Annotated in this window: 14 protein-coding genes; 10 read left to right on the forward strand and 4 right to left on the reverse strand. The window is 65.4% G+C overall.

Annotated elements, in window-relative coordinates; translation table 11 throughout:
- Nucleotides 1-249: 249 nt before the first annotated feature.
- Nucleotides 250-3,198, reverse strand: a complete 2,949-nt coding sequence (locus IV501_RS13475; protein ID WP_200556834.1) for a DUF5107 domain-containing protein — start codon at nt 3,196-3,198, stop codon at nt 250-252.
- A gap of 199 nt (nt 3,199-3,397) precedes the next feature.
- On the opposite strand from IV501_RS13475, the gene IV501_RS13480 reads away from it, so the two are divergent.
- The 3 genes from IV501_RS13480 (at nt 3,398) to IV501_RS13490 (ending at nt 7,394) form a co-directional block, all read left to right on the forward strand.
- Nucleotides 3,398-4,288: a helix-turn-helix domain-containing protein gene (locus IV501_RS13480; RefSeq protein WP_200556981.1), complete on the forward strand. Its 891-nt coding sequence runs from the start codon at nt 3,398-3,400 to the stop codon at nt 4,286-4,288.
- Between the two features lie 113 nt (nt 4,289-4,401).
- A complete protein-coding gene (locus tag IV501_RS13485; RefSeq protein WP_504739222.1) occupies nt 4,402-5,421 on the forward strand; it encodes a glycoside hydrolase family 43 protein in 1,020 nt (339 codons plus the stop codon).
- Nucleotides 5,421-7,394, forward strand: a complete 1,974-nt coding sequence (locus tag IV501_RS13490) for a beta-L-arabinofuranosidase domain-containing protein (protein ID WP_200556836.1) — start codon at nt 5,421-5,423, stop codon at nt 7,392-7,394. Before IV501_RS13485 ends, IV501_RS13490 begins: the two co-directional genes overlap by 1 nt.
- Nucleotides 7,395-7,454: 60 nt before the next feature.
- Here IV501_RS13490 and IV501_RS13495 read toward each other — a convergent pair whose 3' ends face one another.
- Nucleotides 7,455-7,721 carry a hypothetical protein gene (locus tag IV501_RS13495; protein ID WP_200556837.1) on the reverse strand — a complete coding sequence of 89 codons (267 nt, stop codon included), beginning with the start codon at nt 7,719-7,721 and terminating at the stop codon, nt 7,455-7,457.
- 451 nt (nt 7,722-8,172) lie between these two features.
- Between IV501_RS13495 and nhaA the strand changes: the two genes are divergently transcribed.
- From nhaA to mtnN, 6 genes are all read left to right on the forward strand, one after another.
- Entirely contained in the window at nt 8,173-9,462 is a 1,290-nt protein-coding gene (nhaA, locus tag IV501_RS13500) for a Na+/H+ antiporter NhaA (RefSeq protein WP_200556839.1), read from the forward strand.
- Between the two features lie 139 nt (nt 9,463-9,601).
- A complete protein-coding gene (locus IV501_RS13505; protein WP_200556840.1) occupies nt 9,602-9,781 on the forward strand; it encodes a CsbD family protein in 180 nt (59 codons plus the stop codon).
- Nucleotides 9,782-9,940: 159 nt separating this feature from the next.
- Nucleotides 9,941-12,016 (forward strand): MMPL family transporter, encoded by a 2,076-nt coding sequence (locus IV501_RS13510; protein WP_200556841.1) that lies wholly within the window; start codon nt 9,941-9,943, stop codon nt 12,014-12,016.
- Between the two features lie 62 nt (nt 12,017-12,078).
- Entirely contained in the window at nt 12,079-14,073 is a 1,995-nt protein-coding gene (locus IV501_RS16620) for an acyltransferase family protein (protein WP_200556842.1), read from the forward strand.
- A 13-nt stretch (nt 14,074-14,086) separates the two neighbouring features.
- The gene (locus IV501_RS13520) at nt 14,087-14,554 is read left to right on the forward strand and encodes an S-ribosylhomocysteine lyase (RefSeq protein ID WP_200556843.1); all 468 of its coding nucleotides are present in this window, start codon (nt 14,087-14,089) and stop codon (nt 14,552-14,554) included.
- Nucleotides 14,551-15,279 carry a 5'-methylthioadenosine/S-adenosylhomocysteine nucleosidase gene (gene mtnN / locus IV501_RS13525; protein WP_200556844.1) on the forward strand — a complete coding sequence of 243 codons (729 nt, stop codon included), beginning with the start codon at nt 14,551-14,553 and terminating at the stop codon, nt 15,277-15,279. The genes IV501_RS13520 and mtnN overlap by 4 nt, the downstream gene beginning before the upstream one ends.
- A gap of 320 nt (nt 15,280-15,599) precedes the next feature.
- Here mtnN and IV501_RS13530 read toward each other — a convergent pair whose 3' ends face one another.
- Nucleotides 15,600-16,202 carry a DnaJ family domain-containing protein gene (locus IV501_RS13530; RefSeq protein ID WP_200556845.1) on the reverse strand — a complete coding sequence of 201 codons (603 nt, stop codon included), beginning with the start codon at nt 16,200-16,202 and terminating at the stop codon, nt 15,600-15,602.
- Nucleotides 16,203-16,297: 95 nt separating this feature from the next.
- Here IV501_RS13530 and IV501_RS13535 point away from each other — a divergent pair, with 95 nt between their 5' ends.
- On the forward strand, nt 16,298-17,992 hold the full coding sequence (locus tag IV501_RS13535) for a glycoside hydrolase family 13 protein (RefSeq protein ID WP_200556846.1): 1,695 nt from the start codon (nt 16,298-16,300) through the stop codon (nt 17,990-17,992).
- Between the two features lie 121 nt (nt 17,993-18,113).
- Here the strand turns inward: IV501_RS13535 and IV501_RS13540 are convergent, their stop codons facing one another.
- Nucleotides 18,114-23,513, reverse strand: coding sequence for a discoidin domain-containing protein (locus IV501_RS13540; protein ID WP_200556847.1), 5,400 nt, complete (start codon nt 23,511-23,513; stop codon nt 18,114-18,116).
- Between the last annotated feature and the right edge of the window lie 82 nt (nt 23,514-23,595).

A 23,595-nucleotide genomic window follows, 5' to 3' on the forward strand; every position in this document is an offset into this window, starting at 1 on the left:
GATACGGGCTGCGCCTTTGCGCAGTTGCAAGCCGGTTACGAGCGAGGCGAGATTGCCCGCGTGCGCAAGGCGGCGCGACGCGATTCCACGGTCGATCCGACCGCCGCACACACTCTGCTCCACCTCGAACACATGATGACCATACGGGCATGAATTGTGCCACAGGCAGAACGATCCTGCGCCCTGGCATGGACGATTTCACGGTGGCGTGCGTCATTCTCGCCCCATGGAGCATTTCGGACGTGTCAATCATGGCCGAGGGAAAAGAAGATCTTCCGGGAGGCTTGTGGCGAAGTAGTCGACCTCACCATTCGCATGGCGCGCGACAGGCGCCGTGTACAGTGGCCGCCCTTCCCCGAGGCTCGCTGGCGGATCTGCCAAGGGCAGGCCCAGCGCCTCTCGGGCGCGATCCCACGCGCCAAGAACGCGTCCCTCACCGCCCTCCCACGGCTGGAAGAATCGACTCTCGATGAGCTGGAGGGCACGGTTTGGGGCGCCCGTACGGATGAGGAGTTCTGCGTACTCGACGACGAGATCGTCGCGCTGCATCACCACGGAGATCCGCGAGCTTAACCTTTCGATGCGGCGCTCGTCGGACTCCCCCAGCCGCTCTGAGAGCTGGTCCAGCTCGAACAGAAGGCGGGCGTTGGAGGGATCGAGGGCTACTGCCGACTCGTAGAAGCGGCGAGCGCGGCTTTCATCCCTCACCACGTTGTAGCTCGCAAGGCCAGCGTTACGGAACAGGAGCGGGTCATGAAGACCCGATGCGATTGCCCCCTCCCACTCTGTGAGCGCCGCGTCACGGCGTCCGGCGTCGTAGAGGAACATGCCCAGGAGCAGCCGCGCCACGGGGTCTCGATCCGCCTCAATCGCAGCGACCAGCGCGTCTCGATCGTCGAGGCCGGAGGGAAAACACCATCGCCTATCGGCCGCGCGGGCACGCTCGCGTTCCCGGCGGGCGTCATCCGAGCGCCCCAACCGGTCGAGGAGAAGAGCACGGTGATAGTGCGCCATGGGGATGACGTTCCCTCCCGGGCCCGGGACCGTCGCCGTCGCCGACGAAAGAACCTCAAGTGCTGCCGCGGTCTCGCCGGCATGTGCCAGCTCGAGCGCCACATCGACCAAAAGCCGGCCATCCTGCGACAGCGTTCCGTCATGAAGGAACCGGATCGTCGGGTTCAGCGGTTGCTCCGTGATCGCTCGCGAAAGAGCGGCGTCGGCAGACGTTCCGCGCCCAAGACGGCGCAGCGCGACGACTCGCAGAACGCTGCGGCGTCGATCGTTTGCTGCGACCGCATCCAGTACGTCAAGATCTCGAAGCGCCTCACTGTAATTGCTGGCCCGTGCAGACTGGCGCACCATCTCGAGACCGGCTGGCCCGGCAATCGCGCCGTCCCAACTTGCCTTCGCGAACGCCTCGCGTGCCGCGGTCGAGTTACCGCGTCTAGCCTCGATCAGCCCGAGCAAATACAGCGCGTCAGCGTGCCGCGGGTTCGCGTTTCTGCTCGCAACGCGGTCGACAGCGGCCTGGATGAATTGGAGGGCGGTGTCGTAGTCCCCCGACCGATAGGAGACCTCTGCCATGGCCGTCAGCACGCGACTATCGCGAGGATCCCGTCGGAGCGCTTCGTTCCAGTACGGGAGGGGGGAACGGGTCGGGTGGCGGTATTGCAGCAGATGCACGCCGATGATGTACAGCTCGTCGACGCTCGCGACATCTTCCGGGGCGGGTGGCGCCGTTGCCGTCCAGGGCTCCTCCGCGACGGCTGAAGGGCGGACAGGGTTCCACACCAGGAGGCGCTCACCCTGAGCATCAAGCACCTCCAGGGACATGCCGAAGTCGAACGTCGCGTCGAAGTCCACAGCCCAGACGCCCCCCGGTGCGAGGTCGGTCGTGATCTCGGCAACGGGAGCTCCGTCGACTCCGACGAGCTTCAGGCGCAAGCCATTCTGTTGCCGAGTGACGGCGACCTTGGCCTGAATGCGGTCGTCTCGGTCGACGTGGATGGCGGCATCTGGCGTCGCCTGGTGAGCCACGCCGATAGCGGGGATCGGATACCAGTACTGGGAGAAATGCTTGGATTCACCGGGCTGAAGCCAGGAGAAGTCCGGCTGGTTGTCCGTGAAGACCCCGGCCATGAGTTCGATGTACGGCCCGTCGCTGTCAGTGAGCAGTGCGTCCCAGGCGTGTCCAAAAGGTGCGTTGCCCCAGGTCCACTGCTTCTTGCCTGGAGCGATCCGTCGGTCTGCCCAGTGCACGAATCCCGCTCCGACCGAGTGATCGAATCCGCCGAAGAAATCGTCCTCGGTGTCGACGACCATGTACGACGTCGGGACGGGGATGTTGCGGTAGAAATCGAGACGATCGGCCCCGGGATGCTGGTGCGCTCGTTCCTGATAATCGACGCCGTAGTACGGCCGATCGGCGCGCGGAAAAGCCGTGAGTGCGCGACGGGCATGGTCCGCTACGAAGCGGACATCCTCGGGGAAGAACGACTGGTAGTCGTCGTTTACTCGCGCGGCCACGTTCGCCCACCAGAGAAAGGTCTGGGCAAGACTGGTGGTGTTGTGCAGTCGCACATCCACACGGATAGTCGAACTGTCCCCGTCCAGATGCACACCGTGAGTTCCGCGCATCCGCGTGAATGGATCGTGGTCACTGCACCAGACGGTTACCGAGCCGTCCTCGTGCGTCTCGATTGACGACTGCACCGGCAAGAACGTGGCCGGACGGTGGTGTTGCGGCCAGTTGAACTCCACACCCCCGCTCATCCACGGACCGGTGAGCCCTACCAGGGCGGGCTTGATGACGTTGTTGCGGTAGAAGAAGTCGTAGCCGTTGGTCTTGTCGTAGGCGACATGAATGCGCCCGCCCAGCTCCGGAAGGATCATGACCCGGACGTATTGATTCTCCAGATGGATGGCCTCCCACCGACGCAGATGGGGAGTCGAATCGATCCGTTCGATAAAGGGGATCGGATACACGCGCCCGCTGGAGCCCTGGTAGACGCGCTGGTCGAAGAACATCGGGAGCGCGGACGGCTCCAACGGTTCGTAGGTCAGTATCTCGACTGGCTCCGACCAGGCGATAGCGCTGCCAGCCTCCAGGAGCAGACGCAGGTGCAGCGGCGCCTCCGGCAATTCGAAGGGCGGGGCCGTTGCATCCTCAACGGAAGCGGTGGTGGTCTCGACTGACATGTACTTCTTCCAGCTCTACGGTCTTCGAACATCGACCGATTGCGACATCGGCCCTCGTTATTGAATGGCGCGAGCGGCGGAGCGCCTCGAGCACATATCCACGACGCTACGGCGACAGCCGCCGTTCAGGGCAGAACATTTCTTCGCCGGTGAATGGACAAACCGCTGACTGTCATGACGTAGTATCGCTGCCGTGTACATGAGGGAAGGCTTTCTAGGTCAACGGGTTCGCGTGCTGCCTCGGCCGCTAATCCGGGAGTTGCGCGAGAAACCAATCGTCCGGCGCTTCTTGGTCACCGACGTCGGGTACTTCCCTCACGCGGCTGCACATGGACGCGCCCGCGCTCACGGAGCGCCCGAGACCGTGGTGATTCTCTGCGCCGCCGGTGTCGGGTGGATCGAAGTCGATGGCGGTCCAGCAACCCGCGTTGCTGCGGGAGACGCCGCCGTGCTCGCTGCGGGCGTGCGGCATCGCTACCGGGCGGACAGCCAGGATCCGTGGACAATCTGGTGGATGCATGTCACTGGCGACGACGCTGATGACTTCGCGTCGTCGATTCTGGCCAACAACGGCGGACCCATCGTGCGTGTGCATGATGTGTACTCCGCGGTGCAGTCGATGGAAGAGGCAGTCTCGGCCCTGGAGGAGGACGACACGATGCCGAAGCTCCTCGCAGCCTGCGGAGCGGGGTGGCGGTTTCTGACTCATGTTGCCGCGAGCCGAATCCTCGGAGCCACGGCCTCTAACGACCGGATTCGGCACGTTCAGGACTACCTGAGGAACAATCTCGACACCGAGTTTTCGGTCCCCGAGCTGGCGGCCATGGCCGGACTGAGCGCATCCCACTTTTCGACCCTGTTCCGCGCCTCTGCGGGAGCCTCGATCAAGGAGTACTTGAAGCGCCTTAGGAGCGCCCGCGCTCGCGAGCTACTGCTGACTACAGACCTGCCCGTCACGCAGATCGCGGCCGCCGTGGGCTACGACGACGCCCTGTACTTCTCGCGGCAGTTCCGCGCCGTGAACGGCATCAGCCCGTCGGGCTTCCGCGAGCAGCACGAGGATGAGGAAACGGCGACGCGAACGTCGTAGCGCGTTCGGTCGATTGTGCCCGCGATTCATCCAGCTTGCACCGTTGAAATCGACTGGCTAACGAACCTGCGCGCTACCTAGGCTCGCTTGATGTGCTCGACGAGGTCCGTCGAGTGCGTCCCGTCTCGCAGAAGAGAAAGCGACCCCTGTTGGAACCCTCCGCGGCTTACCTGATGGCCTACTTCGCCCCGGAGACCGAAGCAGAGGGCGAGCAAATCCGGTTCGCCGTCTCCGATGTGGACGATCCCGAGCGGTGGACCCCTCTGAACGACGGTCACCCGATTCTCGTTTCGCAGCTGGGCGAGCGAGGAGTGCGTGATCCGTTCCTTCTGCGAGTGCCAGACTCGGGCGAGGTCATCCTCGTCGCCACCGACCTGTCGATCTATCCCGACCAGGATTGGGATCGTGCGGTGCGGCATGGTTCTCGGTCGGTCGTGATCTGGCGCACGTTCGACCTCGTGGAGTGGAGCGGACCGGAGATCGTCGAAGTCTCTCCTGCGACGTTCGGCAATACCTGGGCACCGAAGGCCTACTGGTCGGAGCCCCGGCAGGCCTGGCTGCTCATCTGGGCATCCGCGGACTACAGCACTTCAGAGAATCGCGATGCCGAACGACACCAGGCACTGTTCGCCGCCGAGACGAAGGATTTCCGCACATTCGGGCCGGCATTCGTCTACTCAGACCCGGGGCACACCGTGATCGACGCGTCCTTCATCCAGCACAACGGCCGGTGGTACCGGTTCTCCGCCAACTCGCTCGGAAGCACAGCCCCCGGTCGAGGTGAGCACATTCTGGTCGAGGTCGGAGACGCACTCGAATCCGCGACATTCGTTCCCCTCGTCATCGACCTGGGGAAGCCAGAGCTCGTCCACGCAGAAGGCCCGGCACCGTTTGTCGGGCCGGACAACGCGTCGTGGTACGTGCTCATCGACGAGAACGGACTGCGCGGATACCAGCTCTATCGCACGACAGATCTAGACTCCGGAATCTGGGAGCACCGGCAAGAGGCGCAGCTTCCGCCTGACGCACGCCATGGCTCGGTGCTGCGCATCTCTATGGCCGAGCGAGAGCAGCTCCTCTCGCAGAGCGACCACGCGAGAACAGCGGCGCCGGCGACGACCGCCCGTCGTTGATGCCGGAGCATCTCGCGGAGGTCGACCCCGGTCGGGTGACGCTGCTCGACCCATACATGGTCAACGCGCGTGAGCTGACCGTCTCATACCTGCTCCGACTCGATCCCGAGCGGTTTCTCTACGGGTTCTATGTGCACTCCGGTCTGCCGCCGAGGACCACGACAGGCTACGGCGGCTGGGAGCGGCAAGAAGGTGCCCGCTTTCCGGGCCATTTCTTTGGTCACTACCTCAGCGGACTGGCGCAGGCCTACGCCACCAGTGAGGGTCCCACGGCTCGGGAGCTCCTGAATCGCCTCACCGTCGCGGTGCGCGGCCTCCACGAATGTCAGACGGCCTACGCCGAGCTTCATCCGGGCGAGGCCGGGTACGTTTCCGCATTCCCCATAGAGGCATTGCCCGCTGGCGCCGACGACGTGATCGTGCCGTTCTACAACCTGCACAAAGTTCTTGCCGGTCTACTTTCCGCGCACCGATATGCCCCGGGCGAACTGCGGGAAGACGCCCTCCTCATCGCGTCCCGATTCGGCTCGTGGCTCAACGGATGGGCATCTCGACAAGCCGATCCGGCGCACATTCTGGCAACCGAGTACGGCGGAATGAACGACGCTCTATACGAACTCTTCGCCCGAACGAGAAACCCGGACCACCTGCGGGCGGCCGAGTACTTCGACGAGATCGTCTTATTCGAGCGATTGGCGGAGGGTGACGATGTTCTTGACGGCCTTCACGCCAACACCACGATTCCCAAGCTGATCGGCGCTCTTACCCGCTACACGACCTTGGTCGAGGATGGCGCACTCCTGAGGGCCCTGTCCCCCGAGGAGCAGCAACGCCTCGGGATGTACAGGCGCGCTGCCGAATCCTTTTGGCGGTTGGTGGTCGAGCATCACACATACGCAAACGGCGGCAACAGTCAGGCGGAGCATTTCCATACTCCGAATTCGCTCTTCGCATCCGCAATGCGGGGGCAGACCACCGAGTACGGCGACAACTCGACCTGCGAAGGATGCAACGAGTACAACATGCTCAAACTGACGCGAGCGCTGTTTCGAATCTCGGAAGATCCCCGCTACTCCGACTATTACGAAACGACTCTGGTCAACTCGATCCTGGCGTCCCAAGACCCGTCGACAGGCATGGTGACCTACTTCCAGCCGATGGCGCCCGGTTACGCAAAAGTGTTCGGCCATGAACTGGACGAGTTCTGGTGCGATCAGGGAACGGCGCTGGAGAGCTTCACCAAGCTCGGGGAGGCGATCTACTTCGAGAGCCCGGACGAAGTGACGGTGACCCAGTTCCGATCATCGACCTTCACGGATCGGGTTCGCAATCTTCGAATACGAGTCGACGCAGACGTTCCCGCTCACGAGGTCGTCAGCATCTCGGTAGAGGCGGTGGATGACTCAGAAGCTACTCCCGCGCGGACGGTGCGGCTTCGCGTTCCTGAATGGTGCACTCGCCCCGCTCTCACGATCAACAACACCGTCGTAGACGTTGATGCGCTTGTTGACCGGCAGTGGATAACCATCTCCGTGCACGCCGGAGATTCCATCGAGTACAGGCTGCCCGCCGCCGTTCAGGTTGTCGACGACACGGAGAACCACGATTGGGTCGCGTTCCGTTATGGACCCGTGCTTTTGGCGGCCGAACTGTCGAGGGATGACGTCGACTCCACCTACGAAGCAGGCGTGCTGGTTCGGATGAGTCGCCACACCAACCTCCACTCCACCGTGAGGCTGTCGAACCCGTCGCTGTGGAAGCGGCACGTGAGGGAGAACGTCGTTCGGATCGAGGATGGCCCCAATGGCGATGGCCGAATCACCATGAGGTTCGCCCTCAACAATGTGCAGGCGGAGTGGCAGCATTCAGTCTTGGAACCGTATTACAGCTTGTGCCGGGCCCGATACGCCACGTACTTCACGCTCGTTGATGACTTCACGCTCGTTGATGACGCGGACGCGGCAAAGAAGTAGCCCTCGCTCTGCGTGACGACAGGAGGATTGGCAGTCGAACACAACGGCGCGTAGGTCACCTCACCCGTCGGTCGGTCGACGCAGCAGGCAGCAGACCCCGAGGGTTGCGGTGATGAAGAGCAATGGGATCGCGATAATGAGGACGCCTGCTCCGAGATAGGCGGAAAGACCGATTACGCCCCGCTCGAAGGTTGCGATTGTGACGTCGGAGCGGAGGGATGCGGAAACCAATGCCGGCTCGGTGAGCGCTGCGATGAGGGCGGACCCTAGCGCGACCACGGAGAAGGTGAACCATCGCGAGCGCGCGAGCCCCGGCCAGCATGCCACCAAGACACAACGGCTTTCACTTCGCAGCACGCTTGGGCTTGCCTAAATGGATGACTTCTGTCGCACAAAAAACGGCAGTCAGTCTGAAGGATTGGCGGCACGGCATCACGGGGCTGCGCATTCTCTGACCAGGGTCAGGTCGTAATCGAGAGCAACCATGCTGATTGCCCGCCGACCAGACTTCCCGGCACACCGAGGGACATACTACCCGCGACCTTGAACAGATCGAGATCCCGGAAAAGGTCGGTTTCCATCCGGGTCGCGCGCAGGGTGAATTCGCAAAGAGCGGCACAGAAAGGTCTCAGGTCGACCGCGAGATTCCCGTGGACGCCGGACGGAGTCGTCGATGTAGAGATGCTGTGGAACTCTAGTAGGTTGACGTCAGCGAACGATCGTGGTGAGCCGGGAAGTCTGGTCGGCAGTCGCTTAATCGACCCAGTGTGGAGCCACCATGACGCAGCCCGAAACCGACCCGCCTCACTCCACGCTATTCGCCGAAGAGAACTCTTTAGAGTCATCGCGTATTGGCGAAATTCTTCGCAAAGAGACCGTCGGTGGAGTGATCCTCGTTGTGGCTGCGCTTGTGGCGGTGGTGTGGGCGAATTCACCGATCTCGGGCACCTACTTCGCCCTGAGGGACTTCGAAATCGGACCCAAGGCCCTCGGCTTGCACCTCAGTTTGGGGGAATGGGCGGCGGATGGTCTGCTCGCGATCTTCTTCTTCCTCGTCGGCCTGGAATTGAAACGCGAGTTTGTCGCGGGCGAGCTGCGACAGGTGAGTAAGGCCATTGTTCCCGTGGCGGCTGCGGTTGGAGGCGTGATCGTCCCCGCGCTAATTTTTACCGCCGTCAATCTCATGGATCCTTCGGCCGTTCGTGGCTGGGCGATTCCCACCGCAACGGACATCGCTTTCGCGGTGGCGGTTCTTGCGATCGTTGGCTCGAAGCTGCCTAACGCGTTGAGGATTTTCCTTCTTACCCTCGCGGTCGTGGACGACCTGATCGCTATCGGAATCATCGCCTTCGTGTACACGAGCGAAATCAACTTCGTGCCGCTAGGTCTGGCCCTCATCCCCCTGGCGCTGTATGTCCTACTCACTCAGAGATTCCGCCGTTTTTTCGGGATCCACCCCGTGGCCAATTGGTTCATCCTCCTCCCCCTCGCGGTCGTTGTTTGGGGCCTGGTGCATGCTTCCGGAGTGCATGCCACGGTCGCCGGCGTCCTTCTCGGGTTCGCGGTTCCCGTAATCCGAAGCCGCGCAAGCGGTGGTCCCGATGCGGGCCCCGGTCTCTCGGAAGTCTTCGAGCACCGATTTAGGCCCCTCTCGACGGGATTCGCCGTTCCCGTGTTCGCTTTCTTCTCCGCAGGTGTGGCCATTGGCGGCATCCAAGGGCTTGTCGATGCAGTGACTAGCCCCGTCACGCTCGGCATAATCGCGGCGCTCGTTCTCGGCAAACCGATCGGAATACTCGGCACCACCTGGATAACGACGAAGGCAACGAGAGCATCGATCGACCCCTCGATCCGATGGATCGACCTCATCGGCGTCGCCTTGCTCGGAGGCATCGGGTTCACCGTCTCCCTGCTTGTCGCCGAGCTCAGTTACGGGCTCGGCAGCAATCACGATGACGACGCCAAAGTCGCGATCCTCATCGCATCCGTCGTCGCGGCGGGACTCGCGACGATCGTCCTCCGACCCCGCAACCGCCACTACAAGAAGTCGGGCTCCCCTCGGAACTAGCCGGCTCGAAAGCAAGCTTCCGGCAAAAAAAGTCGCATCCGACCGTGACATCCTCGCCGCTGCCTCCGTCTACATTCCGACGCGGCACCGTCGCGTGACCATCGAACCGCCACCCGGCGGCCACGGAAAGGATGAGGACATGGCACTCGGAGACGACATCAAGAAGACCGCAGAAGAGGCAATCGGCAAGGGCAAGGAGGCTCTCGGCAAGGCGACTGGCAACGACAAACTGGTCGCTGAGGGCAAGGCCGACCAGGTCAAGGCGGGCGTGAAGAAGACGGCCGCCGACGTCAAAGACACCCTCGCCGGCGACAAGTAAGCCTCTTTTGCCGGCCGACGTGCGGACGACCGAACCAGTTGTCCGCACGTCGGCCGAGCGACGCATCGACCCGATCTGCCGAGGACCACGACCTCCCCTATATTGAGAATCCAGCTATTGAGAGCCCACCGGAGCCCCTCCCGGTGAGATCGGATTCCCGTGCGACTCCTCGCCCGCATCGAGACCGGTCGCGTGAGCGCGATCGTCGTCCTAGTCATCGCCCTCGCCGCGGTCGGAGCATTATTCGCGCTACTGCCGAGCGGTGGCAGCAGTGCCGTCCCGGCGAGCGGTGCGCCGGCATCCAGCCAGTCCGCGAAGGTCACCGCGCTACTCAAGAAGTTTCCGGGGGCAGACCAAACGGCGGCGCTCGTGATCTTCTCGCGCACCGATAAGCCTGGATCGTCCACTCTCTCCGCGGCCGACAAGACCGCCATCGCCGAGCGGGTCGCCGACCTGGCCGCTGAATCGACGACGCCGCAAGCGGTGCGCCCGCAGTTCAGCGACGACGAGACGACGGCCCTTGCCGTGGTGCCGATCACCAAGGAGACCGACGCCGAGAAGATCGCCGAGCAGGCGAAAGACATCCGCGCCACATCGCGCGACTCCCTGCCGAGCGACCTACAGGCGCAGCTGACCGGGCCACTCGGCTTCCAATCCGACACGGCAAACGCTTTTGCCGGAGCGGATGTGCGGCTGCTGTTGATCACCGCCGGCATCGTGGCATTGCTGCTCATCATCACCTACCGCAGCCCCGTGCTCTGGCTGGTACCGCTTACTGTCGTCGCCATCGCCGACGGCCTCGCCCGCATCGTCGTCAACGCGATCGCCGCCCGATTCGACATCGCCGCGGATGCCTCCATCCTGGGCATCCTGTCGGTGCTGGTCTTCGGTGCCGGAACCAACTACGCGCTCCTCCTCATCGCGCGATACCGGGACGAATTGCTCAGCCAGCCCGACCGACGGCAGGCGATGCGCACGGCGGTCACCAGCGCGGGGCCGGCCATCCTCGCGAGCGGGAGCACGGTCATCCTGAGCCTGCTCACCCTGCTGTTCGCGCAGATCGCGGGCAACCGGGCGCTCGGCATCGCCTGCGCGATCGGCATCGCCATCGCGCTGCTGTTCGCCCTGCTGGTGTTGCCTGCCGCGCTGGTCGTGTTCGGGCGCGGCCTGTTCTGGCCCTTCGTTCCTCGCGTGCGCGAGAAGTCCGCGCACGCCGCCCGGCCAACGGTGTGGAGCCGCATCGGCAACGGTGTCGTGAAGCGACCGGTGGTTGTCGCCATCGCGGCCGTCGCTGTCGTCGGCATCCTGAGTTCCGGGTTGATCGGAGCCAAGATCGGCCTGAGTCAGACCGACCAGCTGATCGGCAACCCCGAATCGGTGCAGGGTGAGAAGCTGCTCAGCAAGACCTTCCCGGGGGGCTTTGGATCGCAGACCAGCGTGCTCGCGCCCACGGCCGCCGTCGATGAGGCGACCACCATCGCCGAGAAGACGACGGGCGTGTCCGCGGTTCGTGCCGGTGCGAGCTCGGGTGGACGCACCGAATTGCAGCTCACCCTCTCCGGTGAGCCGCAGAGCCAGCGCAACTTCGACACGATCTCCGAGCTGCGACAACGGTATTCGTCGGGCGGCGGGGCGGTCTCCGAGACCATGGTCGGCGGAACCGATGCCACTGCGCTCGATGTGAACACCGCCTCAGCCGAGGATCGCGCCCTGCTGATCCCCCTCATCCTGGCGGTCGTCTTCGTCGTGTTGACCCTGTTGCTGCGTTCCCTCGTTGCGCCGCTGTTGCTCATCGCCAGTGTCGTCGCCACGTTCTTCGCCGCGCTCGGTGCCGGCAACTGGTTGTTCCAGAACGTGTTCGGCTTCGCCGCTTTCGACACCGCCGTGGTGCTCTACGCGTTCCTGTTCTTGGTCGCGCTCGGGGTGGACTACAACATCTTCTTGTCCACCCGCGCCCGAGAGGAGCGGGCTCTGCTCGGCGCCCGAGGCGGCATGCTCGAGGCGCTCACCCGCACTGGTGGCGTCATCACCAGCGCGGGTGTGCTGCTCGCCGCGGTGTTCGTCGTGCTCGGGGTACTGCCCGTCGTCGCCCTCGCGCAGATCGGCACCATCGTCTGCATCGGAGTTCTCCTCGACACTTTGGTGGTGCGCACGCTCCTGGTGCCTGCCCTCGCGTTCCTGTTCGGCGAGCGCTTCTGGTGGCCGAGCCGCGTCCCGGTGAACGCCAGGAGTTAACCTCTCGTTCCGCTCCCGCTGGTACGGTCGCCCGATTCTGTCTGGTGCGATGTGGGGGTTAGGTGAGCAGCACGGCGTTCCGCCCCGACATTCAGGGGTTGCGTGCCGTCGCGGTGCTGCTGGTCGTGCTGAATCATGCGGGAGTGCCGGGGCTCTCTGGCGGCTACGTCGGTGTCGATGTGTTCTTCGTCGTCTCCGGGTTCGTCATCAGTCGCGGCCTGCTTGCCCAATTGCGACAACGCGGTCGCATCGATCTTCCGCGGTTTTACGCTGACCGCGCCCGCCGCATCCTTCCCGCGTCGCTCGCCGTGATCCTGCTCACTACCGCGGCCGCCTTCGTGCTCGTCTCACCGCTCCGCCTGCGGGACATCGTCACCGACGCCGTCGCATCAGTGCTCTACATCCCCAACATCCGCTTCGCCCTGCTGAAGACCGACTACCTCGCCGGCACCGCCCCCTCGCCCTTCCAGCACTTTTGGTCGCTCGGTATCGAGGAGCAGTTCTACCTGCTCTGGCCGGTGCTCCTCCTCGGCATCTTCCTGCTCACTCGCCGACGGATGCCGCGACTCACGATCATCGTCGCCGCCCTCGCCATCGCCTCCTTCGCCGCCTGCCTCCTGCTCACCGCGACCGCCCAGCCGTTGGCCTTCTTCTCCCTTCCCGCGCGCGCGTGGGAGCTCGCGGCTGGCGCCCTCGTCGCGCTGCTGCCGCTGCGGCAATACCGGATGACGCCGGCGCTCGGCTGGCTCGGCCTCGCGGCCATCCTCGCCTCGGCCGTGCTGCTCGGGCCGGACACGGTGTACCCGGGATGGCCCGCGCTGGTCCCCGTGGCCGGCGCGATGCTCGTGATCGCGTTCGGAGCGCAGTCGGGGCACGGGTCGGTAGGGAGAGTTCTCGGCATCCGTCCGCTGGTGTTCGTCGGCGCGATCTCGTACTCGCTCTATCTTGTGCATTGGCCGCTGCTGGTGCTCGCCCACGAGAGGCTCGGCCTGGACCGTCCGCTGCCGCTCGCCCTCGCGGTCATTCTCGGGGCTGCTGCCGTGCCACTGGCCTATCTGCTGTTCCGGTTCGTTGAGACGCCGTTCCGGCGGCGCCGAGTGGCCCCACCGCGACGGGCACTGATCGCCTCGGGAGTTGCGACGGTCACGGTTCTCGGCGTGCTGCTCGGGGCGGGGCCCGCAGTGGCGATGATTCCGCTCGCCACCGATCGCGCGGTGGCCTCGACGGTGGTCGCTCCGAACCCGCGCGCGACCGACTTCGTGCCGTCGAACGTGTCTCCATCGCTCGCCGACGCTACCGCGGACACCGGCGAGCTCTACACCGATGGATGCCAGCAAGGCATGGCGAAGGACGATGTGCTGAGCTGCTCCTTCGGAGACCCAGACGCCACGATCGTGATCGCGCTGTTCGGCGATTCGCACGCGGGCCGGTGGTTTCCCGCGCTGAAGCAGGCGGCCGATGCGCTCGGCGCCCGGGTGGAGACCTTCACGAAGTCGCGCTGCCGCTCCGTCGATACCGCGGCCGCGTGGGCCGCGACCGAGAACGCAGGCTGCACCCGCTGGAGAACGGATGTCCTCGCCCGGTTGCGCGCGCATCCGCCGACCGTTGTCGTGCTGGCCAACCACCTCGGGCCGACCGTCGGTCGCAGCTACGACGTTGAGGAACGGGACTGGGAGCACGGCTTCACCACGTCGATCGAGCAGCTGCCCGCGAGCTCGAAGGTCGTGACCCTCGCCGACTCGCCGGAGTTCGCCAGCTCGCCGGTGCTCTGTCTCGCTGGCAATCTCGACAACGCGGATCGCTGCGCGGTGTCACCCGCCGACGGCGTCAACCATGCGATCGCGGCGGCGGATGTCGCCGTGGCGAAGCGCCTTGGCACCGGCCACATCGACCTCACCGAGTACTTCTGTGGGCCGACATCGTGCCCACCCATCATCGGCCGCACGCTGGTGTACTCCGACGAGCACCACATGACAGCGACCTTCAGTGGCCTGCTCGCGCGCCCGCTGACCGCGGCGTTGCGCCCGTACCTGGGCGGATCCAGCCCGTCGCCGTAGAATCGCAGGCGCCATGAATCAGCCACGCATGAACGTCGAATCCTTCAATCTCGATCACACTACGGTCGCAGCCCCGTACATCCGCATCGCGGATCACAAGGTATTGCCCCACGGCGATGTGCTCACCAAGTACGACGTGCGCTTCACCCAGCCGAATGTCGCGCACCTCGAGATGCCGGCGGTGCACTCGATCGAGCACCTCTTCGCCGAGAAGTCACGCAACCACTCGGATAAGGTCATCGACTTCTCCCCGATGGGCTGCCAGACCGGTTTCTATCTAATTCTGCAGGGTGAGACCGACTATGACGAGGCGCTCGCGCTGGTCGAGGCGACCATGACCGACATCCTCGAGGCGACCGAAGTACCGGCCGCCAACGAGGTGCAGTGCGGCTGGGGCGCGAACCATTCGCTCGAGGCTGCGCAGGATGCGGTGCGCGGCTTCCTCGCAGAGCGCGACGGCTGGAGCACGGTCACCCGATGACCACCGCGGTTGACGCGATCCTGATCGCCGCCATGGCGGATGAGGCCGCGCCCTTTCTCGCTCGAGCGACCGAGGTCGGTGAACCGGTCACGGTCGGGCGCTCCGTGCAGCGGATGATCTCCCTCGCCGGTCACCCCGTGCTGCTGGTGCACAGCGGCATCGGGCTTGCCAACGCCGCCGGGGCGGCCACCTCGGCGATCCTGGCTGCGCGCTCAAGCGACCCCGAGGCGAACCCGCTGGTGATCAGCGCGGGCACAGCGGGCGGCGTCGCCGCGTCGGTGCTCGTGGGGGACGTGGTGGTCGGCGCGGAGTACCTGACCCTCGATGCGGACGCCCGAGCGTTCGGTTACCAGCTCGGTCAGGTTCCCGGCATGCCGCCACGGTATGGGACCGAGGCGGACATCCTGGCCCTGATCGATCGGACGGCGCTCGACGGTCGCACCATTCACGACGGGCTGATGGTGTCGAGTGATGCCTTTGTCAGCGAGGATCGTGCGCTGCGCATCCGTGAGCAGTTCGACGGCGTGCTCTCGACTGACATGGAAACGAGCGCGATCGCGCAGACCGCGCACTCGTGGGGCGTTCCGTTCGTCTCGGTGCGCGGGATCTCCGACCTGTGCGGCCCGGTCGCGGAAGACGATCATCTCACTCACGTCGACGATGCCGCCGAGCGTTCGGCCGTCGTCGTGATGAGTCTGCTCTCGCGACTGCCGATCGGGGCGTAACGAGCCTCTGCGGCTAGCGCGGGCGCGGGTGGCTAGCTTGTGCGGGGCATCGCGGGCTCTGGCTCATGCACGCTCCCGCACGCTCTGGATCACGCTCGCTCTCGCACTCGCGCTCTCGCACTCTCGCCAATAGACCTCTGTTCTGCAGGAACTCCCGCAGAACAACCCTCCGTTCTGCAGGAAACGGTGCACAACTGCTGGCGGTTGTGCAGGCGTTCCTGCGAAACGACTCAGCGTTGTGCACCACGCACTGAAGTCAGGCCAGCCAGTCTGGCTGGGGAGAGGCCGAGCCCGCGTCGATCTGAGATCCGCGCTACGCGCTACGCGGTGGAGCCCCCTCGACGCGCACGACGACGCTCGCGCCAGGACATCGCGGCGAGCGCCGCCCGCGCCTGCTCCTGCGCGTCCGCGAGCTCCCGCTGGCGGGTCTCGCGGCGGTGGCGCCAGGCCGCGATCGTGGCATCGACGTCCCGGGGAGGGGTCACCACCGGCGGGCCGCCCTGCAGCTGACGCCGGGCCGCGACGATTCGCGAATTGAAGTCATCCAGCACCTCGCGCACCTGGCGCTCCGAGGCCAGCGCATCGAGCTGGGCATCGAGGGAGGCGTTCTCCGTGCGCAGCGTCAGGGCCGGCGGGCCCAGCCCGGTGAGGCGCTCGCGCTCGATCTTGCGGCGGATCCACCAATTCGGGTCATACGCCTCGTGCAGATCAGGGATCGGCTTTCCCGCGCCGGGCAGGTCGTCGAAATCGCCGCGGCGCATCGCCTGCTGGAGCTGGATCTCCACGTACTGGGAGCGGGCGTCCATGCGGGTCTGACCCGCGACATCCTTCTCCTCCTCCGGCACCTCATCGGACGGCGTAGAGCCATCGACCCGATAGCGGGCCGCGTTCAGCCGCGAGTCTCGAGGCGTCGGATCAGCCATGCAACCAGCCTAGGTAGGTGCTGCCGCTTCCGCATCCGCACCGACCCGTCTACGGTCGAGGGGCGACACCACACGTAAGGAAGTGAGCAACACCCATGCCAGACATCCACACCGACGACTGGTGGAAAAGCGCCGTCGTCTATCAGGTCTACCCGCGCAGTTTCGCCGACTCCAACGGCGACGGCATCGGCGACCTGCCGGGCATCATCGACAAACTCGACTACCTCGCCGAGCTGGGGGTGGATGTCGTCTGGCTCAGCCCGATCTACGCCTCCCCGCAGGCCGACAACGGCTACGACATCAGCGACTACTACGCGGTCGACCCGGTATTCGGCAACATCGGCGACCTCGACCGGCTCATCGCCGGACTGCACGCGCGGGGCATGAAATTGATGATGGACCTCGTCGTCAACCACACCTCCGACGAGCACCCGTGGTTCGTCGAGTCGTCGTCGAGCCTCGACAACCCCAAACGTGACTGGTACATCTGGCGGAAGCCGCGCGAGGGGTTCGCGCCAGGCGAACCCGGCGCCGAGCCCAACAACTGGGCCTCCTTGTTCTTCGGACCGGCCTGGCAGCTCGACGGGCGCACGCAGGAGTACTACCTGCACCTTTTTGCGGTCAAACAGGCCGACCTCAACTGGGAGAACCCCGAGGTGCGTCAGGCCGTCTACGAGATGATGCGCTGGTGGCTCGACCGCGGCGTCGACGGCTTCCGCATGGACGTCATCAACTTCATCTCCAAAGCCGAGGGGCTGCCGGATGGCGCGGCCAGCCCGGGAACCGCGCTTGCCAGCGGATTCCCGTTGTTCAGTTACGGACCGCGCATCCACGAATACCTGCAGGAGATGCACCAGGCGGTCTTTGCCGGTCGCCCCGAGCACATCCTCACCGTCGGCGAAATGCCCGGCGCATCGGTGGAGCAGGCGCGGCTGTACACCGACCAGGAGCGCGCCGAAGTCGACATGGTGTTCCAGTTCGAGCACGTCGAGCTCGACTACGGCCCCGACGGACGGTACGGGGATGCCCGCCCACTCCCCCTCGTCGACCTCAAAGCCTCGCTGGCGACGTGGCAGCTCGGGCTCTCCGACGTCGGCTGGAACAGCCTGTACTGGGGCAACCACGACCAGCCGCGTGCAGTCTCGCGCTTCGGCGACGACGGCGAATATCGGCAGCAGTCGGCCAAGCTGCTCGGCACTGTGCTTCACCTGCTTCGCGGCACGCCATACGTCTATCAGGGCGAGGAACTCGGGATGTCGAACACCGTCTTCGAGACGATCAACGACGTGCGCGACATCGAATCGCTGCGTTACTACGCGGAGCAGCGCGCGCTCGGCACCGACGACGAGACCCTGATGCGGCGCCTGCGCGTCACCTCTCGGGACAACGCCCGCACCCCGATGCAGTGGACGGATGCCGCACACGCCGGCTTCACGACCGGAACCCCCTGGATCGCGGCCACCCCCGACTACGCCACCGTCAATGCGGCGGCAGCGGTCGCCGACCCCGACTCGATCTTCCACCACTACCGGCGCCTGATCGCGTTGCGTAAGAGCGACCCGGTGGTCGTGAACGGCGACTTCCGGCTGCTGCTCCCGAACCACGAGACCGTCTTCGCCTACGAGCGGGCGTGGGAGGGGCGAGTGCTGCGGGTGGTGGCGAATTTCTCGAGCGTGCACACATCCGTCGAGCTGGACGACGAGGGTTTCGAGCCGCTGCTGTCGAACTACGACGCGAGCCCCGGGGCGCTTCGGCCCTGGGAGGTGCGGGTGAGTGCGAAGGGCTACTAAAAATCCGCTGATTGAGTAGGCCGCGAGGACCCTTCGACAAGCTCTGGGACCGATTACCACGGTCCCTGAGCTTGTCGAAGGGCGATACGCGTCCTCGCGCGGACGCTCAATTGCTACCCGATCAGTGGATCTCTATCGAGTACAGCGAGTAGCCGTACGGGGTTGCGCGGGTGACGCCCTGCATTCGGATGTACCGCCAGTCGCCGGACAGCGCGACCGAGTCGGTGCCGCCGTCGCCGTTCGATACCGTCGCGACGGTGGTCCAGGTACTGAACGGGCTGGTGCGCCCCTGGATCAGATAGGCGGAGCCGTACGCTCCCTCCCAGTTCAGCGTCGCGCTGTGCACCGGGGTCACCGCGCCGAGATCGACGTCCAACCACTCGCCGTCGGTGTGGCCACTCGCCCAGCGCGAGCCGGCGTCACCGTCGACCGCGTTCTTCGCCGGAAAGCTCCCCGACTCGTCCGATGACGACTCCACCGGATGCTTGTGCGCCAGATCCGGGGATGGCGCACCCTGCGTCGAGTAGACCTCGAACTCGTACAGCGAGTATCCGTACGGAGAGCTGCGTTCGCCTCCGAGCATGCGCACGTACCGCGCGGAAACGCCGTCGAGGGCGGTGCGGTCGGTGCCGCCCGTGCTGCCCGTGACGGTAGCGACGGTGCGCCACTCCGCGGTCTCGGTGTTGCGAACCTGGATCTGGTATCCCTTCGCGTATGCCGCCTCCCAGTCGAACTGCACCGCGTCGATCGGCAGCACTGCACCGAGATCCACCGCGATCCATTGGCCTTCCACCGGCGCGCTCGACCAGCGCGTATCGGTGTCGCCGTCGACGGCCTGCTCACCGGCGAGACCGCCGCGCTCGATGGACGACGTGGTGACCGGCTTGCCCACGGCGATGTTGCGGGAGGGGCTCGGAGTCGCCGGGGTACTGGCATCCCCGTTCGCCACGGTGGTCACCGTCGCGGTCGACGCCGTTCCCCCAACTGTCGCCGTGACGGTCGAGGTGACCCCGGCCTTCGCCGCCGCCGTGACGACACCCTTCGCACTCACCGTGCCGCCGCCCGTGATCGCCCAGACGGTGTCAGCCGGGGCGACAGCCCCGCCGTTTCCGGCGTCGTCGAACGCATACGCGTTCAGCGCGGCCGTGTCACCGGCGAGCACCGACGTGGCGCGCGGTGCGAGCAGCACGGCGGTCGGCGTGATGGCGCTCTCGGCCGGCGTGCCGAAGACCTGGAAGTCCCAGATCGAGTAGCCGTACTGGCTGCGCAGACGGCTGAGGCCGTGCATGCGCACGAAGCGACCCGTCGCGTCGACGTCGAGGCTGTCCGGCGTCGGGGCGGCCTTCGTGACCTCTCTGACCGTGCGCCACGGGCCGTCTGCGCTATCGGCAACCTGCAGGTCGTACTTCGCCGCGGCGGCGTCCTCCCACCGGATGCCCACGGTCGAGATGTCGGTCTCTCGTCCGAGATCGAGCGTCACGTCGACGGCGTCGATGCCCCACTCGCTCTCCCAGCGGGTCTGTGTGTCCCCGTCGATGACGGCCTTCACGCTGGCGCCGCGGGTCGAACTCGCCGTCGCAACCGCGTGGAGCGCCGCGTCGGGGATCGTGGCGACCGATGAGGCGACCGAGGAGCCCTCGATGCCACCGATCGTCGCGACGACATAGCCCGATCCCGGTCCCGTCGTGACGAGCGTGCCGTCGGGCCCGACGGCGCCGGGACCGGTGTACGACCAGGTCACGTCACCGGGAAGCGCCGCGACGTCCCCGTACTGATCCCGACCCGCCGCGCTGAACGTCACCGGCGTACCGGCCACCACTCGGTCGAAGCCAGGAGTGACCGTCAATGAGGTCAGCGTCGGTGACCGATCGACCCGGAAGGAGTAGCTGTCTTTCACGCCGCCGATCGCCGCGGTGACCGTCACCGTGTCGGTGGCTGCCGGCGCAACGAACTGGCCGTCGGCGGAGATGCTTCCGGCGCTGGCGCTCCAGACCAATCCCCTGGTGGGGAAGGTCGCACCGTACTGGTCGTATCCCACGACGTCGAACCGGGTGGTCGACTTCGGCGCGATGGTCTTCGGGCTGCCGACGGTGGAGACGACGACCCGGGTGAGGTGGGCATCCAGGTGCGACGAGATCTGCGTCTTGGCCGGCACCGCGATCTGACCGATCACCGTGTCACCGTCGTAGACGTCGTAGCTGTGCTGGACAGCATCCGGGTTATCCAGCACGTACGTGTACTTTCCAGCCGCGTCCCGGAAGACCTGGCTGAGCGGGTCGCTCGTGTGACGTGTGGTCACCTCGGTGCCGACCGCGAGGTTCGACATGCCCTGGTAGTACACCATCCCGGCCATCGACTGGCCGGTCACAGCCGGGTCCTTCGCGTTCCATAGCGCCGCGTGGATGTCCGCGTAGGTGCTCGGGTCGTACTGGGCAAGGTACCCAAGCACGACCTCACCGAGCGCATCGCCCATGTCGCTGAAGACCGCTGCCGCCTGGGCGGTGTCCTTTCCCGGCGTGTAATTCGACAGATCGGCGCTGTACAGACGAGCGGTCGTCACGGGGTCGGCCTGGTAGTTCGTGGACAGGAAGCCGAGCAGCGGTGACGGGATCGCCCAGTCGGTCGGCTGCTTGTCGGCCTCGGCGCCCGTGAGCTTGATCGGCGTGAGCGACGCGGGAAGCGTCGTCGGCGTCCAATACTTCTCGGGGAAGACCACCGCGCCCGACGCATCGACCGAGACGTAGAGCGTGTCGGTCGCGGCGTCGTACAGAGGATTGTTCGCCGTGCGCGCGGTCACATAGCCGGGATGGTTTCGCTCGGTGGCGCGGATGGCGTCTTCGAGCTCCCGGATCGCATCGTCACGATTTTCGGTGATTGGGTCGGCTCCGTAGGTACCGACGCCCCACCACTTCTTGGTGAGCATCTGAATGTGCCCGATGTTGCCGCCCTTCACTCCGTCGTTGCCGACGATCTCGGGGCGGGCCTTCATCATCTGCTGCATGATCGCTTTCGAGAACTTCGGGTCCCAGCCGAAGTAGTCGAACCATGGAGCGGTGGGCATCCACTGGATGCCGTAGATCCAGGCGGGATCACCCGAGAAGTAGGTCGCCTCGGCCTGCCCGCTGTCGAACAGGATGCCGGCCTGGCCGTGGCCGTACGCGGCCGGAAACGCGCCATCGCCGTCGTAGCTCGACGAGGCCGGGTTGCCCGCGGCGTTCTGGTAGTACTCGCGCACCGCAGCGCGCTCGTTGACGTACTCCATCGCGCCGGTCGCCTGCATCTGCTTGTCGCCGAGCACGGAGCCCAGCAGGAACAGGCCGGCCTCCGACTGGATGGCCTCCGACGACGACTCCTGGTTGTTGCCGCCGGGCGAAGACACTCCGCCGGCGTTGGAGTGCCCCTCCCAGACGCCGAAGGTACGAAGATGCGGGAACTCGGTGGAATCCCGGTCCCAGTTCGCGTATTCCTTCACGACGAGGGTCGCCATGGCTTCGTACTTCGCGATCCACGTCGGGTCGACCTGGCCGAGCAACGCGGTCGCGACGGCGAAGTAGCCGTAGTGGAAGTGATTGTCGTTGAACTGCGCCGACCCGTAGGAGTCACCGAAACCGATCAGTGCCTTCCAGGTGGGGTAGCGCGCAAAGAAGTGCGCGCTCTCCCCCGTCGTGTAGGTGTACCAGTCGGTGAGCGCTCCCTCGAGCGTGTCCTGCAGCTTCTGCTCCTGCTCGGTGTCGCCGATCTGCCGCGCGACCATCATGTACTCGGCAAGCTGCTCGAGGTCTTTTCCGCCCCAGTAGGTGTCGCCGCCGTAGGTGGTCCTCGACGCGTAGTCGGACAGGTACTTGCGCATGACGGTGGCAAAGTCGCCGTTGTCTGCGCTCGCATCCGGGGTGCCGCCGATCGGCGTCATTCCCGAGAACGCGTAGCTGAGGTTCCAGCCGCTGTGTCCGATCGTCGTCTTCATGGTGCCGCGAGGGGTCGCGTAGGTGGCGCCGGTGAAGCTGAGGCTGTTATCGGAGTCCTTGTACTGGTGCTTGATCCAGCCCTGGATGGTGTCGTGGTTGCTGCCCTGAAGAGCATCGGTGTCGATCTTCCAGGTCTCGTCGACCGTGCCCTTCGCGGCGTCGTACGAGTAATCCATCGTCGTGTTCCGCGGAACAGCGAACGCGTACTTGTGGAGCTGGTCGAGGCTGAGGCCGGTCTTCGGAACCGCGCTCAGCACGATGTACTTCGTTCCGGGCGAGGCGTCGATCGTGGTGCCGGAGCGCGTGAAGGTCGTCTCTGCCGGGGCGTGAACGCCGAAGACATGACCGTTCTGGCGGATCTCGAAGCGGTCACCGGTGAACGGGAAGGAAATCGCCTTCCCGTCGCCGTCGGTGACCGTCGCGGTGGCCTGCGTGGTGATGCGCGGGGTCTCGCCGGTGTACTCGAACCACTCGTACGGCACACCCTGGACGCTCGTGACGTCCATGTACTGCCCGGGTGCGCCGGTCTGCGGCATGCGCCAGCTGACGTTCCAATCACCCCAGCGGAGTGCATCCGCCTCTGCCGCGGTGAATGACGTCGAGAAACGCTGCGCGATGCCTGCCGGAACATTCGTGAGAACAATCTGGTCGAGCTCGATGTGGGCCCACCCGGCGTTCAGCCCGTCTACTACCCGCAGCTGTGCCCGCTTGCCCTGCCACGGGGTGAGGTCGAGGTTCGCCCACTGCAGCTGCTCGGATTGCGTGCCGGTCGCGCTGGCAACGACAGAACCGTCGACGACGACCTGGAGTGCCTCCTTCGCCAGGTCCTTGCCGCCCGCGATCATGAACGACAGCGAGGTCTTGTCGATGGTGAAGTCGGGGGACGTGAGGGTTCCGGTCGCGCCGTCGCCGCCATCATCCGTCCAGGAGTCGAGGAAACGGTCGTCAAGCCAGCCGGAGACCGTGCCCTGCCCCTTCGGGGTGCTGTTCGCCGTACTGGCGAACGCCGTGCCCGTGGCCGTCCAGCCCGAGGGGATACCGTGCTCGAAGTCGGTGATCAGGTCATCGGAGGGATCGAGCGTGGCCGCGACCTTGCCCCCGACGGTGATGCCGTCGTCGAGCTTCATCTGGGTGCCGTCGGCGTTCCAGGTGGTCGGGTAGGTGAGGGTGGTGCCGTTCGCGCTGTTCGACGAAACGAAGGGATTCGCCCACATGTCGCCGGAATACTTGCTCACCACGAGGTCGGTCCACCACTGGTTGGTGGGAACGGGCTTGCCGGCCTGCGACGGATCGATGTAGAGGTGCTGATTCAGAGTGTTCTGAACGTCTGCACTGTCGGTGATCGTGTTCGGCGGCGTCGGCGCGTACGAACCCGCCCCGACCTGCACACCATCGGCTCCTGGCCCGGGTTCGACCGGAGCCTTCTGTGGTGTGGTTGCGCCGGCGATCGACGAACTTGTGGACGGCGCTGGCGCCGTGCGCTCAGCCGCCTGGGCTGCAGAGACACCGCCGAAGCCGCACACAGGAACCGCGAGAAGTGCCGCGCTCAGTGTCACCGCCGCCAGCGTGTTTCGACGTGCCACTCGTGTGGGCCCGACCCGATCGTGCAATGGAACTCCTCGTCGCTAGCGCCCCCCG

This window comes from Lacisediminihabitans changchengi (genome assembly GCF_016634425.1).
Lineage (GTDB): Bacteria > Actinomycetota > Actinomycetes > Actinomycetales > Microbacteriaceae > Lacisediminihabitans > Lacisediminihabitans changchengi.